The organism is Bradyrhizobium sp. DN3 (genome assembly GCF_041357655.1).
Classification (GTDB): domain Bacteria; phylum Pseudomonadota; class Alphaproteobacteria; order Rhizobiales; family Xanthobacteraceae; genus Bradyrhizobium.
Genome location: NZ_JAULLN010000004.1, coordinates 103,184 through 120,249, shown reverse-complemented (window position 1 = coordinate 120,249; position 17,066 = coordinate 103,184). Strand labels below are relative to the sequence as shown.

Below are 17,066 nucleotides of genomic sequence, written 5' to 3'. Positions count from 1 at the left end.
CAAAAGCAAAATTGATACCAAGCAGACGTAAATCCGCATTGGGTCGCTCGCCGGAGGCACTCGCCCTCGGGCCCGCCGTCATTGCATGCCGGCGTCGCTATCACTGCCCTTCGGGTCGGCTGCCTTCTTAACCGGTCTCGCGACTGCACTCGGTCCCGGGTCCCGCCGCTACGCGTCGGCGCTATGCTGACCCTCCTGCGGGTGCCTCTTTCGCTGCGTCCCGCGAGCGGTCTTCGCTTTCGCTCCGCCCACAGGCCTCTCTTCCATAATTGTGAGACTCCTGTGAAAATGCTGGGCGGTTCTCGTATCATTGCCTGCATCCCGTTCGCTCAGGTTTTGGCGCGTGCGGCCAGAGCCGCACCGGGCTCTCGTGAACCGAGCCGCGCAGCGTCTCGGTAGGGTAGGCGCGGGACACCTCGTAAGAGGATATCCCTACGCCTCCCTCCAAACCGTGCGGGCACCTTTCAATGCACACGGCTTTCCGTACGCGCATGCTTTCGACCAGAAACGGTTGTTCGGCATGACGGGCACAGGACAATAGTCTTGCGCCGCCAACCGGACTGTTTCCAAACCGCCAGCACGCTTCGCAGATCTCCTACGCGGCGGAGGTGATGCATCTCAAATGGTCCGCTCGTACCGCCGCACGCTTCGCACCTGCGAGCGCTAAGTCGGTCGATCAGATCATTTGGGTTTTTGACCCACCACGCGCCTGCCGTGACGTTGTCCACAATAGGACTCGGCCAGAAGGTTTGAGTGAGATGCTTCAGTCTCCACAGCTTGATGCTGCGAAGCTTGCCACGAACTACAGAGCTAACCTCGTAGTCCGTCCCATTCCACAGACGCCTCATGGTTCTCGCTGTCGTCGTCCGATGTCGCATCGCCAGCGTCTTCACGGCACTGCGGAACACGACAAGCTCCAACAGTCCCAAGGCGCTTTTGATGTCGTCGGCCAACGAATGGTAGTTCGCGAATCCACGGAACTCTGAGTTATAGGCGAGGACGGTTGCGACGTCGCTGGTAACAAGGAACTGTGCGCGATGACGGCCAGTCTTCCTGGCGAGGTCGCCATAGCCGTGTCGCTTACAGAACTTGGTGACTTCTTGCCGCGGCACTCGCAAGCTGACATTGTCGGTGGTCGGGCGGCGTAGGACGCGCCATGTCCGTCCGTCCGGTCCCGTGCGGCTGGTTTTCCGTCCAGCCCCGTAGGATGTGTATGTCGAGATGCGATAGCTGAGGAAGGTCACTCCCTTTGAAGCGGCGTGAACTCCACTTTTCTCGGGCGACACGGCGAGCTTCAGGGCGTGCGTCAAGAACTGTTCGACGCCCGCCATGATCTCACACGCTTCCCGCTTGCTCCCGATCACGCCGATGAGGAAGTCGTCGGCGTAGCGGCAGTAGCGGAGCCTTTTGAAGTTGGGGTCCATCGGATCGACGGAAGGTACTTTCCGTCTGTCCTTGTTGACGGCTTTGATCTCTGCAAATGCAGCGTCGATCTCAGCCCGATCCGCGCCGTCGGCACGGAGCCGTTCAATTTTGCGGCGGAGACGGAGCACGCGCCGTTCCAGCGCGGCATAGCGCGGGAATGGACGCCGCACGCGGCCTTTGTCGAAGTCCGCTTTCATTGTCTGCATTTGCTGATCCAGCTCATGCAGATAGATGTTGGCGAGCAAGGGCGAGACAACGCCGCCCTGTGGCGTACCACTGTACGTGCGTCCGTAGACCCAATCTTCCATGTAACCTGCTTTGAGCATTCCTTCGATCAGGCCGATGAACCTATCGTCATCGATCCGTTTTCTCAGAAGCTCGAGCAGAATGTCATGGTCGATATTGTCGAAGAACCCACGCACATCCACTTCGACTAGCCACTTACAACCCGTCCATGTCTTCTTGATGGTCTTGAGAGCGGTATGGCAGGATCGGCCCGGGCGGAACCCATGCGACTCATCGAGGAACACAGGTTCGTAGATCGCTTCGAGCAATATCCTGACCGCCTCCTGGACGAGCCGGTCTTCCACCGTGGGGATACCCAGCGGTCGTGTTTTGCCGTTGTCCTTTGGGATATAAACCCTCCGGACTGGCCGGAAGCGATAAGTACCCTCTGCTACGCGCCTGGCAATATCGGCAAGCTTCGCCAGCGACATGCCGTCGAAGGTCTTGCCATCTACACCGGGCGTCAGGGCTCCCTTGTTGCGGGAGACCTTTTCGTAGGCCCGCTCGAAGAGATGCGGAGATCTCATCAGGCGGTGAAGGCCATTTACGCGCTTACCCGACCGCGACAAAGTCGGCAGTGATTCAATCCTTCTCTGGATAGTAGCGGCCTGCATCAGCAGAACCTCTCCGTCGAAGAATCTCTTCTACGCATACTGCAAATGCCGCTGTTAACGGCATCGTCCTTCCCCCGATCGGAGGCGCTTTCGGTCCGGTCACCCGGCCTTATACGCATGATCGTCCACCTCGCGGCGGCTGTCCCGGCCATTACGTCGGGCATTTGGGTACTATGACGGCTCCGTCGCCATACAGGTTCTCGAAAGAGCCTGCTGTAGGCGATCCCGTAGTTACGTGTGTGGGGAGTTACGGCATGTTTAGGTGTCCCGTTCGTCTCCTTGACCCACTGACGGTGGTCGTCCCACGCGGACTGGTGGCAGTTCGCACTGGGAGGTGCGATCTGCCCCGCGTGGCATAGCGTGTCAGCCGCGTTCGCTACGGCCAGCCCTTTGGCAACTGGAAACTGGGATTCAGGCAATACAGCTTTCACCATGCATACCTTTACTTTGTACTCTCCACCGGGCTGCGGCGCCCGATTTCGAGACGTTTCCCGGCATGCTCTGGTCCCGTTCCCCTTTCGAGGTTTCAGTCGTTTCCGACACCGGTAAGCCGGGCAAGTAAGAGCCATAACCAGCAGGCTCCATTCTTTCGAACACTCCCTTCTTCTCCACGCCTCTACGGCGCGCGCCTTGCGGCTTCGATCCCTCGCGCTAGAGCTTTGGTGCTCCTCGCCGGGGGCACTCGGGAAAGGGGCTCGCCTGCGGCGATCGCTATCACTGCCCCGTTCCCGGGTGCCGCTATTGAACCGGTCTCGTCGCTGCACTCGGACCCGCGTGCCCCTTCGGGTCGCTATGCTCACGCTCTCCGGGTGCCATTTTCCAGGCGATGCGTCCTTGGGCGCACGCCTGATCGGGCCTGCGGCCCTCGGTAGATGGCGCAAGGGCTGAGAGTAAGAGTGCAGGCTGGGTTTTTCCGTGACGGGTTACAAGCTGCGAGAGAGGCTCGTGGCGCCCGTCGCGGAGACCCGCGATGTCAAACCCTACTGCTCGCGCGCGCGCCGGGCTGGCCCGGGCGAACCTCTATACCGAAATCACCGACAAGATCATTGCCGAGCTCGAGGCCGGCCGCGTGCCCTGGGTCCAGCCCTGGGGTACGGCCGCGGCGAAAGCGCCGCTGGCCATGCCGAAAAATGCGTCGACCAATCGGCAATACAGTGGCGTGAACATCCTCATTCTCTGGGGAGCGGTGATCGAACGCGGATTCACCGGGCAAAGCTGGCTCACTTTCCGCCAGGCGCTCTCGCTTGGTGGTCACGTTCGCAAAGGAGAGCGCGGTACCACCGTTGTCTACGCGGATCGTTTCGTGCCGAATGACGAAAAGCGACGCGCCGCTGAGACCGGCGAGGACGCGCAGGCAATTCCATTCCTCAAACGATTTACCGTTTTCAACATCGATCAGTGTGAGGAACTGCCCGATGGCATCGCCGCCGCTGCGCCGCCCCCGCCGGCTGGCCTCATCGAACCCAGGGTCGACGCCCTGATCAAGGCCAGCGGAATTCCATTTCGGATCCGTGGAGATCGCGCATTCTACGCACCAACCGAAGACTATGTTCAGGTCCCGCCGCCGCAGGCCTATTTCGAACCCATCAACTGGCACCGTACGGCCTTGCATGAACTCGGTCATGCGACCGGGCACCTCTCGCGTCTCAATCGCGACCAGAGCGGATGCTACGGTACCAAGAAATATGCCTTCGAAGAACTGGTTGCCGAGTTGAGTTCCGCATTCAGCTGCGCATCGCTCGGGATCGTCCCGACCGTGCGCCATGCCGACTATATCGGCTCCTGGCTTGAAGTCCTGCGCGAAGACAATCGGGCCATCGTGCGTGCCGCTTCGCAGGCGAGCAAGGCCGCGGATTATTTGCTCGGCTTCGTTCCCGGGTCCATTGAGCCCGCGTCGCTGGATTCGGTTGTGGCCGATCATGAGGCGGCGTGATGCTTGGCCTCGTGGCCGCGCGAGAGTGAGAGGAGGGGAGGCCGTTTGCGACGGGTTGGTAGCCGAGAGAGAGTCTTTCGGCCGCCCGTCGTGGAGAGCCAAGATGACGAAAGCCGTTTAAAAGATCACGCTGTCGCCTTCCCGGGACATTCCCTTCAACAAGCTCGTACTCAGCCAGTCGAACGTTCGCCGCGTCAAGGCCGGTGTCTCGATCGAGCAGCTAGCCGAGAGCATTGCGCAGCGTACGCTTCTGCAAAGTCTGAGTGTCCGGGCCGTCGTTGATACAGATGGCAACGAGACCGGCATGTTCGAGGTGCCCGCGGGCGGCAGGCACTATCGCGCTCTCGAGCTCCTGGTGAAACAGAAGCGCATGTCGAAGACGCAAGCGGTGCCATGCGTCGTTCGCGAAGGGGGCATCGCCGAGGACGATTCGGTGGCGGAGAACGATGAGCGGGTCGGCCTGCATCCGCTTGATCAGTTTCGGGCCTTTCAGATCCTCCGCGGCCTCGGCATGAGCGAAGAAGACATTGCCGCCCGGCACTTCGTGAACCCTGCGATCGTCAAGCAGCGGCTGCGGCTGGCGTCGGTGTCGCCGAAGCTGCATGAGGTCTATGCCGAAGAAGGCATGACGCTCGAGCAGCTCACGGTGTTCTCGGTCACAGCCGATCACGCCCGCCAGGAGCAAGTCTGGGAGAACGTCAGCCGTTCTGGTTATGACGAGCCTTACCAGATCCGCCGGCTGCTCACCGAGAACACCGTGCGCGGGTCCGATCGCCGGGCGCAGTTTGTGGGCCTCGATACCTATCAGCACGCGGGTGGCGGTGTTCTGCGGGATTTATTCGAGCACGACGACGGCGGCTGGCTGCAGGACGTCGTGTTGCTCGACCGCCTCGTAACCAAAAAGCTCAAAGCCGAAGCTGAGGCGATTGCGGCCGAAGGCTGGAAGTGGATCTCCGTCGCCGTAGAATTCTCCTACGGTCACACTCAGGGCCTAAGAGAAATCGAAGGCAAACCTGTCGATCTCTCGCCTGAGGAGCAGGCCACCATCGATGCTCTCACCGCCGAGCAGGCTAAACTTGAGTCCGATTGCCAGGATTGCCATGAATTGCCCGACGAGGTCGATCAGCGTCTCGGCGAAATCGAGTCGGCACTGGCGGCATTCGAAAACCGGCCGATGCTTTACGAACCGACGGAGATCGCCCGAGCTGGTGTCTTCATAAGCATCGATTCCGAAGGGCGCCTCTCCGTGGACCGGGGTTACCTCCGGCCAGAGGACGAGGTGCTGGCAACTGATCCTCATGTCGGGCAGGACGCCGACGTGTCGTCGAGCGAAGGTCAAGAGGAGGGCCCTTCCGTCCAGCGCACGGTCATCGCGGTCGCAGGCAGTGCTCCCGATGCCGAGGATGATGATGAAGACGCGGCCAAGCCTCTGCCGGATCGGCTGATCACCGAGCTGACGGCGCATCGGACGCTGGCATTGCGCGATGCGCTGGCAGAAAATCCTGCGGTCGCGTTCCAGGCGGTGCTGCATGACTTCGTGCTGACGGCCTTTTACCGGTTCGCGTCGTCCGGGAGCTGTCTTGAGATCGGCCTTCGCACGCCGAACTTTCCCGCCCAAGCTCCGGGGCTGAGGGAAAGCGTCTCTGCCAAAGCTGTCGAGGCGCGGCACGAGGCCTGGAAGGCGCGGTTGCCGAAGAGCGAGAACGATCTCTGGGATACGCTGACGGCTCTCGATGGTGGTGCACAGGCACGGCTGTTCGCCCACTGTGCGTCATTTGCGGTCAATGCCGTCTGTGAGCCGGCCAATCGCTACAATCAGGGCCGGTCTCAGCCCACGGCGTCCGCACGCGTCTCGACCAAGCTGATGTGCTGGCGCGGGCGGTCGGGCTCGACATGGTTCAGGCAGGGTGGAAGCCCTCCGCGACAACTATCTCGGCCGGGTCACCAAACCGCGAATTCTGGAGGCCGTGCGGGAGGCCAAAGGCGAGTCCTCGCCATCTGAAGAAGGCTGACATGGCCAAGGAGGCTGAGCGCCTTCTGGATGGCTCGGGCTGGTTGCCGGAGCCGCTGCGTCTCGTCGATCCCGATGCGGCGCCAGTGGAGCAGGAGGGCGAAGCGGGTGCGCTGCCAGAATTCCTCGCCCATGAGGAGGATCCCGCAAACGGCAGCGACGAAGATTCGCAACAGCTCGACGCGGCTGAGTGACATCATGGAGCGGGATGGCACAGCCGTCCCGCGGTAGCGCGGGGACCGGTGCACAGCGCCAGTCCCCATTCTTCTGAGCGAGGCTTGAGAGGGAGAGCCGGGCCGGGACGGGTTTGAGCCGTCGGGGTCAAAGGAGAGCGCCTGGCGGTCCGACCCCTTCCTGCTCTCCGAAAGAACCCTGCCATGACCGAATCTCTCGCCGGCGGCGCTGCCGCCGCGCCGCTTTCGTTGCGCGCCGCTGCAACTTTCACCTCCGCCGCTGTCAGGGCCGCGCGACAGCTCCTGACCGAGCTCGAACTCGGCCGGCGCATCGATGCCGCTGTTCTGCGTAGCGCCATGGAGGCTGCCTTCGGCGCCTCCGACGCGGCCGGCGCCTGGAACTGGAAGACCGCCTATGATGTCTGCGAGGCGGCAACCGTTCTGTTTCTTCGCAAGTTCGGACCGGCCATACGGGCCAGGGCTGGCTCGACGGCTGCCATGCTGCCGATGCTAGCGAAAGTCGCGAACTGCCTGCCGACCCACACGCGGCGTTCCGAGGACAGCCAGGCGCTTCAGCAATTCTCGACGCCCATTCCGCTGGGACTGGTCGCATGCACTGCAGCCGGCATTACATCGCTCGATCGCGTTCTGGAGCCTTCCGCGGGGACGGGCTTGCTCGCCGTCTTTGCAGAGCTCGCCGGGGGCGCCTTGATGTTGAACGAGTTGGCCGAGACCCGGGCGGGGTTGCTCGAGGATCTATTCGCGGGCGTTAACGTCACGCGGTTCGATGCTGCTCAGATCGATGACCACCTCGACGTGAGTGTCGCGCCGAGCGTCGTTCTGATGAACCCGCCGTTCTCCGCGGTGGCGAATGTCGATCGACGGATGGCGGATGCGGCTCTCCGTCACATCACTTCAGCGCTCGCGCGTCTTTGCGACGGTGGACGCCTCGTCGCCATCACTGGCGCCAGCTTCGCGCCGGATAACCCAGCATGGCGAGACGCCTTTGTGCGGCTGCAGGAACGCGGGCGGGTGGTGTTTTCTGCGGCGATCGACGGCGCCGTTTACGCCAAGCACGGGACTCAGACGGACACAAGGCTGCTTGTGATCGACAAGCTGCCTGCTGCCGATCCGATGGCTTTTCTTGCCTCGCCAGGAATGGCGGCCGATGTCGCTACCTTGCTTGGTTGGGTGACCAAGCATGTGCCTCCGAGGTTGCCCGTCGCCACGCCATCGGAGGTCGCTGCTATCGAACGGCCAGCGATGTCGCGACCGACCAGCGCCGTCGCACCGCGCTCATCGTCTTCTTCAATAGCCGCTGCACCAGAAGGCGTCGAACTTGCGTACGAGGCGGTCGAATGGTCGCGGCCGGAAGGTGCTCGGCTTACCGACGCGCTTTATGAGGAATACGGACTGCAATCGATCCGTATTCCCGGATCGTGCGCACACCCGACCAAACTCGTGCAGTCGGCGGCGATGGCCTCCGTTGCGCCGCCGAAGCCGTCCTACCGGCCGCACCTGCCTTCGAGCTTGGTGGCAGATGGAATTCTGTCGGACGCGCAGCTCGAGAGCATCACCTATGCCGGCGAAGCGCATTCTGAGTTTCTCGCTGGCTTCTGGACGATCGACGCGACCTTTGACGTCGTGGCTGCAGCTCACGACGATGCAGAGAATGCCGTCCGCTTTCGCCGAGGCTGGTTCTTGGGCGATGGCACCGGCGCTGGCAAGGGGCGGCAGGTCGCAGGGATCCTGCTCGACAACTGGCTCAAGGGCCGCCACCGCGCGGTCTGGATCAGCAAGTCCGACAAACTCATCGAGGACGCGCAGCGCGACTGGTCCGCGCTCGGCATGGAGCGATTGCTCGTTACGCCGCTGTCGCGGTTTCGCCAGGGCACCCCGATCCGGCTTTCGGATGGCATCCTATTTACCACCTACGCCACGCTACGGAACGATGAGCGGGGCGAAAAGCTTTCGCGTGTCAGGCAGATCGTCGAATGGTTGGGCTCCGACTTCGACGGAGTGATCGTCTTCGACGAGAGCCACGCCATGCAGAATGCGGTCGGGGGCAAGGGCGAGCGCGGCGACCAGGCGGCCTCTCAGCAGGGGCGCGCGGGCCTGAGGCTTCAGCACGCCTTGCCGAATGCACGCGTGGTTTATGTGTCGGCGACGGGCGCCACCACGGTTCATAACCTCGCTTATGCCCAACGCCTCGGCCTTTGGGGCGGCGCCGACTTCCCGTTTGCCACGCGTGCCGAGTTCGTCGAAGCGATCGAGGAGGGCGGCGTCGCGGCCATGGAGGTGCTGGCACGCGACCTCAAGGCGCTCGGTCTCTATGCGGCTCGCTCATTGTCCTACGAGGGCGTCGCGTACGAGCTCGTCGAACACCAGCTGACGCCCGAGCAAGTTCGCATCTATGACTCCTATGCCGATGCGTTCGGTATCATCCATAACAACCTCGACGCCGCGATGCGAGCGGCCAACATCACCGGCGAAACTGGGACGCTGAACGGGCAGGCCAAATCCGCCGCCCGCTCCGCCTTCGAGAGCGCCAAGCAGCGCTTCTTTGGGCATCTCCTGACATCGATGAAGACGCCGTCGCTGATCCGATCGATCGAGAAAGATCTTGAGGCTGGACACGCCGCGGTCATCCAGATCGTGTCGACGGGAGAAGCACTGATGGCGCGCCGGCTCGCCGAGATCCCGACTGAAGAATGGGGCGACGTCCAGGTCGACATCACCCCGCGCGAGTATGTCCTCGACTATCTCGCCCATTCCTTCCCGGTGCAGCTCTACGAGCCCTTTAGCGACTCGGAAGGCAACCTCTGCTCCCGATCTGTCTATCGCGACGGCCAGCCGGTCGAGAGCCGCGAAGCCGTCGCGCGCCGCGACCGTTTGATTGAGAAGCTCGCCTCATTGCCGCCGGTACCTGGCGCGCTGGATCAGGTCGTGCAGCGCTTTGGCACCGACATGGTCGCCGAGGTGACCGGCCGCTCGCGCCGCATCGTTCGCAAGGGCGACCGGCTGGTGGTCGAAAACCGAGCCGGCTCGGCGAACCTCGCGGAGACCTCGGCCTTCATGGATGACGTCAAGCGCATCCTCGTGTTCTCCGACGCGGGCGGTACGGGAAGGAGCTACCACGCGGAACTGTCGGCCCGGAATCGCCGGTTGCGGGTCCATTACCTACTCGAGCCCGGCTGGAAGGCCGACGCCGCGATCCAGGGCCTCGGCCGCACCAACCGAACCAACCAGGCGCAGCCACCGCTATTTCGCCCCATCGCGACCGACGTGAAGGCCGAAAAGCGCTTTCTCAGCACCATTGCCCGCCGGCTCGACACGTTGGGGGCCATTACGCGAGGCCAGCGCCAGACCGGAGGGCAGGGCCTGTTCCGGCCCGAGGACAACCTCGAAAGCCAGTACGGACGTGATGCGTTGCGTCAGCTCTACACGCTGCTCGCGCGAGGCAAGGTCGAGGGATGCACGCTTGAGAGGTTTGAGGATGCGACCGGCCTGAAGCTGATGGATACCAATGGGCTCAGGGATGACCTGCCGCCGATCACGACCTTCCTGAACAGGTTGCTGGCTCTTACCATCGACCTTCAGAATGTCCTGTTCACTGCCTTCGAGCAGCTGTTGAGTGCTCGGATCGAGGGCGCGGTCGCGTCCGGCATCTACGACGTCGGGCTGGAAACGCTACGCGCTGAAAGCTTTGTCGTCACCGACCGGCGGACGATCTATGTCCATTCGGGCACGGGCGCCGAGACCCGGCTGCTCACGATCACCCAACGTCAGCGCAATCATCCGGTGAGTCTGGATGACGCTTTTGCTCATCTTTCCGATCGTCAGGCTGTCCCGTTGATCAATGAACGCTCGGGGCGAGCTGCGGTGCAGGTCGCGGCGGCGAGCGTCATGCTCGATGACGGCGAAATTGAGCGGCGCGTCAGCCTGATCCGGCCGATGGAGCAGCACAGGGTCCCCCTAAGCATGATGACGGAAAGCCATTGGCTCGAAGCGGACCGTGAGCGCTTCGCTGCGGCCTGGCTGGCGGAGCTTGCTGAGATCCCAGCGTTCACCGAAAGCACGATCCACGTTGTGGCAGGCTTGCTGTTACCCATCTGGAAGCAGCTGCCGAACGAATCGACCCGCGTCTATCGGCTTCAGACCGATGCGGGCGAACGCATCATCGGCCGCAAGGTCTCTGCGATCTGGGTCGCAAGCGTCCTTGCGGCGGGCGCACCCGCACTGACCCCGGACGCTGCCTTTGCCGCGCTGATGGAGGGACGAACTGTCCTCGATCTCGCGGAGGAGCTCCAGCTTCGCCGCGTCCGGGTCATGGGCGCATACCGCATCGAATTGTCCGGCTTCAACGATACGATGCGCGATCGCCTCCGGGCTTACGGCCTCTTTGGGGAGATCATCTCCTGGAAGCTGCGCATGTTCGTGCCGACGGACACAAGCGGCATCGAGATCCTGTCGAAGGTGCTCGACAGCTATCCGATTGTGCGCATCGGTGATCGGGAGGCCGCGTGATGTCCCGCGATGCCTCCGAACTGGCAGACCGGCTCGCCCGCGAGGCCGAGGCGGTGTGCCGACACTATCTCTCCAATGGCAAGCGGGCGGGGCGGTACTGGCTGGTCGGCGACGTCCACAACACGCCGGGCCGCTCGCTCTTCGTGCGCCTCCAGGAATCGGCGAAGGGCCCCGCCGGCAAGTGGACCGATGCCGCAACCGGGGAACATGGCGATCTCCTCGACATCATCCGCGAAAGCCGGGGCTTGCATGATTTCCGCGAGGTGGCCGAAGAGGCGAGGCGCTTTCTGAAACTACCTCGTCCCGAGCAGCAATCGGCTCCGAAAGCTGTTCGTTCGTCAGCGCCGGCCGGATCACAAGAGGCGGCACGTCGGCTCTTTGCGATGTCCAGCCCGATTGAAGGGACGGTAGCCGAGACGTACTTGCAGCGTCGCGGAATAGCCAACGTCCACCATGGTGGCAGCCTCCGCTTCCATCCTCGTTGCTACTATCGGCCGGACGAGCATCTACCGACCGAAACCTGGCCGGCGATGATTGCCTCCGTCACGGACCTCGAGGGAAGGATGACTGGTGTGCACCGCACCTGGCTCGATCCAGACGGTTTTGATCGCATACGGCTTGGAAAGGCTCCGATCGACACGCCACGGCGGGCCATGGGCGACCTGCTCGGCAACGCCGTTCGCTTCGGTGTGGTGGACGACGTGCTTGCGGCCGGCGAGGGGATCGAGACCATGCTGTCGCTGCGCTACGTGCTGCCGACCTTGCCCATGACCGCTGCGCTCTCGGCCAATCACCTCTCTGCAATGTTGCTGCCATCGAGCCTGCGTCGTCTCTATATCGCCCGCGATGCCGACGCCGCTGGCGATGCCGTACAGGCCATTCTCACCCAGCGCGCGGCAGACGCCGGCGTTGAAGCGATTGCATTGTCGCCTCGGTCCGGTGACTTCAACGAAGATCTGCACATCTTCGGGCTTGAGCCCCTCAGAGCAGCGTTGCGACTTCAACTCGTACCAGAAGACGTCGTTCGCTTCCTGCATTCGTGGACGTAGCTGCGGAATAGCTCCGGTGTTCGATCGACGTTCATCGGTCGGCTATCGCGAGACCAATGCCGGAAGAGGACGCGACCACGGCCTTCTAGAGGGCGATCGGACGGCAAGCGGCTCGGGCCGGCAATGGCTGCGACCGGCTATTTTCCGCCGCGCGCCGGCAATCGGAAGACACGTTATCTATCTGGGCGGCGCGCTTTGCATCGCGAAGCAAAATAGCCGGCCTCCGCCATCCTCCGCTGCCGCTTCGGCCCTCCGCGCCGCTCCGGGTTCTGGCCCGCTCCGCCCGCCGTCTGAGTGATCGCCACGAAGGCCGCGATGGGCGCGGCCGATCCGGCAAAGGACTCTCCGCCATGACCGATCACGACGACATCGAACCACCGCACACCTCTTCTCCAACTGACAACGTCCTCACCGAACTGCAGCTCTTCGGCTACCGCCCATTCGACGACCAGCCCGATCCACGACCGCTCCCTGAAGGCAAAATCGTCGCCGGGGCCGTTGCCGATATCTTCGACGCCCTGGTCGCGACGTTGAGCGACACACGCCTCGAGCCGGACCTTGACGATCTGCTTTGGTCGACCGTCAACCTGTTTCATCGAGCCGTCGATCGCATTCAACGCCAACTGGACGATAACGAACGGACGCAGCAGAAAAGCCAACGCGAACAGAATGGCTCCGAAGTGCGATCGGTCGAACTCGAGCGTGTCACGGCCGAAGGCATCACGTTGATCGAGCGCCGCAATTGCCTGGAACTCTTCCGTGACCAGGCCATCGAGCGGTTTGAGACACACACCGGCTCATTCTGGCGCCCCCGATCGGGATCGCTGGTGAACCACCGCACGCTGACCGCAGCGATGATCGACTCCCGCGACTTCATCGCGGCCAAGCGCCGAGCCGAGACGGAGGTCATGCTGCCGTCAGGGCCGAAGATCGCGCTCACCGGAGGGCTCGACTTCAACGACCACCACCTCATCTGGGATCGTCTTGACAAGATTCACGCCAAGCATCTCGACATGGTACTGCTCCATGGCGGCTCACCGAAAGGTGCCGAACTGATCGCCTCCAAATGGGCGGTCACCCGCAAGGTGCCGCAGATCGCTTTCAAGCCCGACTGGACGAAACATGCCAAGGCAGCACCGTTCAAGCGCAACGATGCCATGCTCGAACTCCTGCCGATCGGCGTCATGCACTTCCCGGGCACCGGCATCCAGGACAACCTCGCCGACAAGGCGAAGCGGCTCGGCATCCCCGTCTGGAGGTTCCGCGGCGCGTGAACACCGTCTTCTCGATCCCACGCCTTCGAGGCGGAATTGCCTACGCCGCAACTCCGCCTCCTTCCAGTCTCATATCCAGGCCTGCGCCGCGGTGGTGGTGGAAGGCGCGACTGGTACATCTATGCACACGGAGCCACCACCATGCTCCCCCTTGGGCTTGTTCTCAACACACTTGGCATTGGCCTGTTCTGCTGGGCGATCTTCTCACTCGCTGTGTATGCCCTGCCGTTTTTCGTCGCACTGAGTATCGGGATGACGGCGTTTCAGAGCGGCGCCGGCCTCATTGGCGCGCTGCTTATCGCAACGGCCGGCGGTGCGCTGACGCTCGTCCTCGGCCAGGTTGCCGTTGCTGTTACACGGTCCCCGGCCTTGCGCATCGCGATCGCGACATCATTCGCTGTTCCCGCCGCCGTCGCCGGCTATCATGTGGTGTTCGCGCTATCGCAGATCGGGATGCCGTCGCTGGTTTGGCGTGAGGCCTTCGCTTGCCTGGGCGCGGTTTGCATTGGCGGCACGGCGTTGACGCGCTTGACCGTTTTTGCCGAGACGCGCCTGTTCAGCCGGCCGGGCTGGTGAAGCAATCGTCTCAATCCGTTCTCACGGTCGCCACGCACGAGGGATGATCCTTCCTCGCCTTCCTCACCTTCAAACAGGTTCACGTAGATCGGCGCGTTGAACGCGGGGTCAGCGTGATTAGAGCGAGAGGTAGTCGCGCCCCTCTTCGGTGCGCTTCGACCAAGTCGGTCCAATTGAGTCCGGCCCACGTAGATGCGGTGGTGCGGCGCGCAGCCCCTCGATCGTTCTATCGGGGACGATACCGCCTTTTGCGGCAGATTGTTTCTATTTCTCCTCCGAAACGTTTCAACCTCTTGTGCAGTTCAACCGAGATTCGGCAAGTCTTCTCCCGAGATCGCGGTTCAGCACGCGGACGCACGTGGCCTCTTTGATGGCTTGATCTGGCCGAAGACCGGCTTCGCCTCGATCGTCTGAGCCGCAACGCCGTTGATGCGACTTTCTTCCCCTGGGCTTACGCCCATTCCTCGCGAGGCAAGAAAGTCGCAACAACGGCGTCCTCCGCTGCGCTTCGGCCCGCGAGCGGGTGCGTCGCCGATCGTCCTCGGCCTGTCCATCGCCATCGAGGCCGCGGTGGTCGCGGGCTCGAAATACAACAGGAGAAGTGACATGGCTAACATCGGTTCTTTCAAGAAGGTCGGCAACGATTTCCAGGGCGAGATCGTCACCCTGAGCCTGCAAGCTAAGGGCGTCCGCATCGTCGCCGAAACCAACCGCTCGAACGAGAACGCGCCCAGCTACCGCATCTACGTGGGCCGGGCCGAGATCGGCGCAGCGTGGTCGAAGCGTTCCGAAGAGGGGCGCGACTACCTCTCGCTCAAGCTCGACGACCCTTCGTTCAACGCGCCGATCTACGCGAACCTCTTCGACGACGAAGGCGGCGAAGGCTACACGCTCTTGTGGTCGCGGCCGCGCAAGAACGGCGAGTAAGCTCGCTCAATCAAGCCCCGCCCGAACAGATCGGGCGGGGCTTCCTAAAGCCCGCCCTCAGTCCGTGCATCGCGCATCGAGCCGTGCAGCTCTTACCTAGCTCGCTTGTCGCGTTTTCAGCCGCAACACTGCATTCGTCCGCGTCGCAAACGCCCCAGGGGCCGGCCCGGAGGGGCATAGCGTGCGATTTGCAGCTCAATCACCGCCGCTTGCCAGGTTTTGGCCGTTCGTCTCGTGCCTCTTCATCTGGGAGGACTAGATCGACATGACTAACGCCCAACGTGCTGGCGAGCTCAAATAGAGTGACGACAGTTGGATTGCGACGGCCACGCTCTAAGTCACTGATATACTGTTGGGTAAATCCGGACACTTCGGCGAATTTCTCCTGCGTGAAGCGCTTCTGCTTCCGTAGTCTTGCGAAATTCCGACCAAGCAACTTGCGCATGTCCATCGGCGCAAATTGCGTCTTTACATACTATGAGGTTTATCTCCTATAGTATGTATTTCGACCTGAGGACCACCGCATTTGGTCCAAAGACGCGCCGGTACTCGACGCGTCATATGCGGTCGAACTGCCGTTTGACGGCGATTTAGAAGTGCGGGCCTAGGCAGCCCGGCACCTGTGGCGCTCGATCAATGGACGCTCGCCACGTCCTGCCTTTCATCAACTATCAAAACAGCGGCGCGAGCGCTTGAGTGCTGCGATCCGTGCGCTCGACGCGCACAGCGCGGGCGCTAGCTATCGCGTTATCGCTGAAGCGCTGTTCGGCAAGAAGCGCGTCCCCGATCGCGCCTGGAAGACCCATGATCTGCGTAATCGAACGATCCGCCTGGTGCAAAGCGGCCTCGCGTTGATGCGCGGTGGTTACCGCAAATTTCTGCGGCCTGGACTCAGGGACGAATGGCCCTTCCGCTCAGGGGTATCGAAAACCACCCCCTCCAAATTCGGCATCCCCCTCCGAGAACTTGCTTCTCCATGATGACCGCACACACGCCGGCGCCGCCATGCGTGGTGCGCTGTCCTCCTGGAGTTCTCAAATGCCCGATCCGATGGCCGGTCTACCCCCGCGCTTCCTGCGTACCCCGGAGGCCGCGCGCTATCTTGGCCTCTCCGGTCGCACGCTAGAGAAGCACCGCACATACGGCACCGGACCGACGTATCGAAAGATTGGCGGACGTGTCGTCTACGCCGTAGATGACCTGAAAGCGTGGGCCGACCTCGGCGCCAAGACGTCGACGTCGGACCCGGGGAAGGGGACCGTGCTGCCGGCCAAGAAGCATCCGGTGCTGCGCCCGTATGCGGGCCAGGAACGCCGCTGATCGCCGCGTGAAGGCAGTGACCATGCGGCGCAAACACCATTCCGAGCTGGATCAGCTTGAGCTCTTTCGGGCGCTGCCCGGCGATCTCGCGCCCCGCGACGCGCAGGATCTGATGGCTTATCCGTTCTTCTCGCTGGCAAAGACCAAACGGATCGTGCCGATCGATTTCCGTGCCGGTGCGATCGCAATTCGGGTCGAGGCTGTGCCCAAACACGGCATGGCGACCATCTGGGATGCAGACGTTCTGATCTGGGCCGCTTCCCAGATCGTCGAAGCCCGTGACGCCGGCCTGAAGACGTCGCGCCTGATGGCTGCAACGCCTTACGAGATTTTGACGTTCGTCGGCCGTGGCACCAGCGCGCGTGACTATGACCGGCTGAAGGCGGGTCTCGACAGACTGCAGTCAACGACCGTGCTGACGTCGATCCGCCAGCCAACAGAACGGCGGCGGCATCGGTTCTCCTGGATCAACGAGTGGAAGGAAACGGCCGATGCAAATGGCCGCCCATTCGGGCTCGAATTGATCCTCCCTGATTGGTTCTATGCGGGCGTCATCGATGACGCGCTCGTGCTGACGATCGACCGCGCCTATTTCGAGCTGACGGGCGGGCTTGAGCGCTGGCTTTATCGCCTTGTGCGCAAGCACGGCGGTCGGCAGGACGGCGGCTGGAGTTTTGATCTTGTGCATCTCCATGCCAAGTCCGGCATCCTCTCGCCGCTTAAGCACTTTGCTTACGACGTACGTCAAATCGTCCAACGTCAGACATTGCCCGGCTATCAGCTCGTGCTCGCACGCGACCGGAACGGTGCCGAGCGGCTCAACTTCGCGCCTAGGCCTGTCGATCCCTTAACGGCACGCCTGCGCCGGCGCGGTTTCATCCCAAATTCGGAGGACAACCTGTGAATCAACTCGTGCTATCGGGGACCGCAACCCTCGTGCTATCGGGGACCC

General features: G+C 62.6%; 11 protein-coding genes and 1 pseudogene. 10 read left to right on the top strand and 2 right to left on the bottom strand.

Annotation, left to right across the window (positions count from 1 at the left end):
* Positions 1 to 464 precede the first annotated feature (464 nt).
* Positions 465 to 2,324, bottom strand: coding sequence for a reverse transcriptase domain-containing protein (locus AAE027_RS07825; RefSeq protein WP_370986100.1), 1,860 nt, complete (start codon positions 2,322 to 2,324; stop codon positions 465 to 467).
* 970 nt (positions 2,325 to 3,294) lie between these two features.
* On the opposite strand from AAE027_RS07825, the gene AAE027_RS07820 reads away from it, so the two are divergent.
* The 7 genes and pseudogenes from AAE027_RS07820 to AAE027_RS07790 all read left to right on the top strand — a co-directional run bounded on the left by AAE027_RS07820 (position 3,295) and on the right by AAE027_RS07790 (position 14,794).
* Complete coding sequence (locus tag AAE027_RS07820) at positions 3,295 to 4,257, top strand: ArdC family protein (RefSeq protein WP_370986099.1); 963 nt, start codon at positions 3,295 to 3,297, stop codon at positions 4,255 to 4,257.
* A 124-nt stretch (positions 4,258 to 4,381) separates the two neighbouring features.
* Positions 4,382 to 6,462 (top strand): annotated as a pseudogene (locus AAE027_RS07815) (ParB/RepB/Spo0J family partition protein).
* A 183-nt stretch (positions 6,463 to 6,645) separates the two neighbouring features.
* On the top strand, positions 6,646 to 10,968 hold the full coding sequence (locus AAE027_RS07810; RefSeq protein WP_370986098.1) for a strawberry notch-like NTP hydrolase domain-containing protein: 4,323 nt from the start codon (positions 6,646 to 6,648) through the stop codon (positions 10,966 to 10,968).
* A complete protein-coding gene (locus AAE027_RS07805; protein WP_018317675.1) occupies positions 10,968 to 12,017 on the top strand; it encodes a DUF7146 domain-containing protein in 1,050 nt (349 codons plus the stop codon). Before AAE027_RS07810 ends, AAE027_RS07805 begins: the two co-directional genes overlap by 1 nt.
* Positions 12,018 to 12,367: 350 nt before the next feature.
* Positions 12,368 to 13,291 carry a DUF2493 domain-containing protein gene (locus AAE027_RS07800; RefSeq protein WP_370986097.1) on the top strand — a complete coding sequence of 308 codons (924 nt, stop codon included), beginning with the start codon at positions 12,368 to 12,370 and terminating at the stop codon, positions 13,289 to 13,291.
* A gap of 36 nt (positions 13,292 to 13,327) precedes the next feature.
* Positions 13,328 to 13,867, top strand: coding sequence for a hypothetical protein (locus tag AAE027_RS07795; RefSeq protein WP_370986096.1), 540 nt, complete (start codon positions 13,328 to 13,330; stop codon positions 13,865 to 13,867).
* A 606-nt stretch (positions 13,868 to 14,473) separates the two neighbouring features.
* On the top strand, positions 14,474 to 14,794 hold the full coding sequence (locus tag AAE027_RS07790; protein ID WP_370986095.1) for a DUF736 domain-containing protein: 321 nt from the start codon (positions 14,474 to 14,476) through the stop codon (positions 14,792 to 14,794).
* Between the two features lie 199 nt (positions 14,795 to 14,993).
* Here AAE027_RS07790 and AAE027_RS07785 read toward each other — a convergent pair whose 3' ends face one another.
* A complete protein-coding gene (locus tag AAE027_RS07785; RefSeq protein ID WP_245283191.1) occupies positions 14,994 to 15,239 on the bottom strand; it encodes a helix-turn-helix domain-containing protein in 246 nt (81 codons plus the stop codon).
* A 175-nt stretch (positions 15,240 to 15,414) separates the two neighbouring features.
* Here AAE027_RS07785 and AAE027_RS07780 point away from each other — a divergent pair, with 175 nt between their 5' ends.
* The 3 genes from AAE027_RS07780 to AAE027_RS07770 are packed head-to-tail and all read left to right on the top strand — an operon-like array spanning position 15,415 to position 17,018.
* Positions 15,415 to 15,774, top strand: coding sequence for a DUF2285 domain-containing protein (locus AAE027_RS07780; RefSeq protein WP_370986501.1), 360 nt, complete (start codon positions 15,415 to 15,417; stop codon positions 15,772 to 15,774).
* A gap of 58 nt (positions 15,775 to 15,832) precedes the next feature.
* Complete coding sequence (locus AAE027_RS07775) at positions 15,833 to 16,114, top strand: helix-turn-helix transcriptional regulator (RefSeq protein WP_007594540.1); 282 nt, start codon at positions 15,833 to 15,835, stop codon at positions 16,112 to 16,114.
* A gap of 22 nt (positions 16,115 to 16,136) precedes the next feature.
* Positions 16,137 to 17,018 (top strand): replication initiator protein A, encoded by an 882-nt coding sequence (locus AAE027_RS07770; protein WP_370986094.1) that lies wholly within the window; start codon positions 16,137 to 16,139, stop codon positions 17,016 to 17,018.
* Positions 17,019 to 17,066 lie beyond the last annotated feature (48 nt).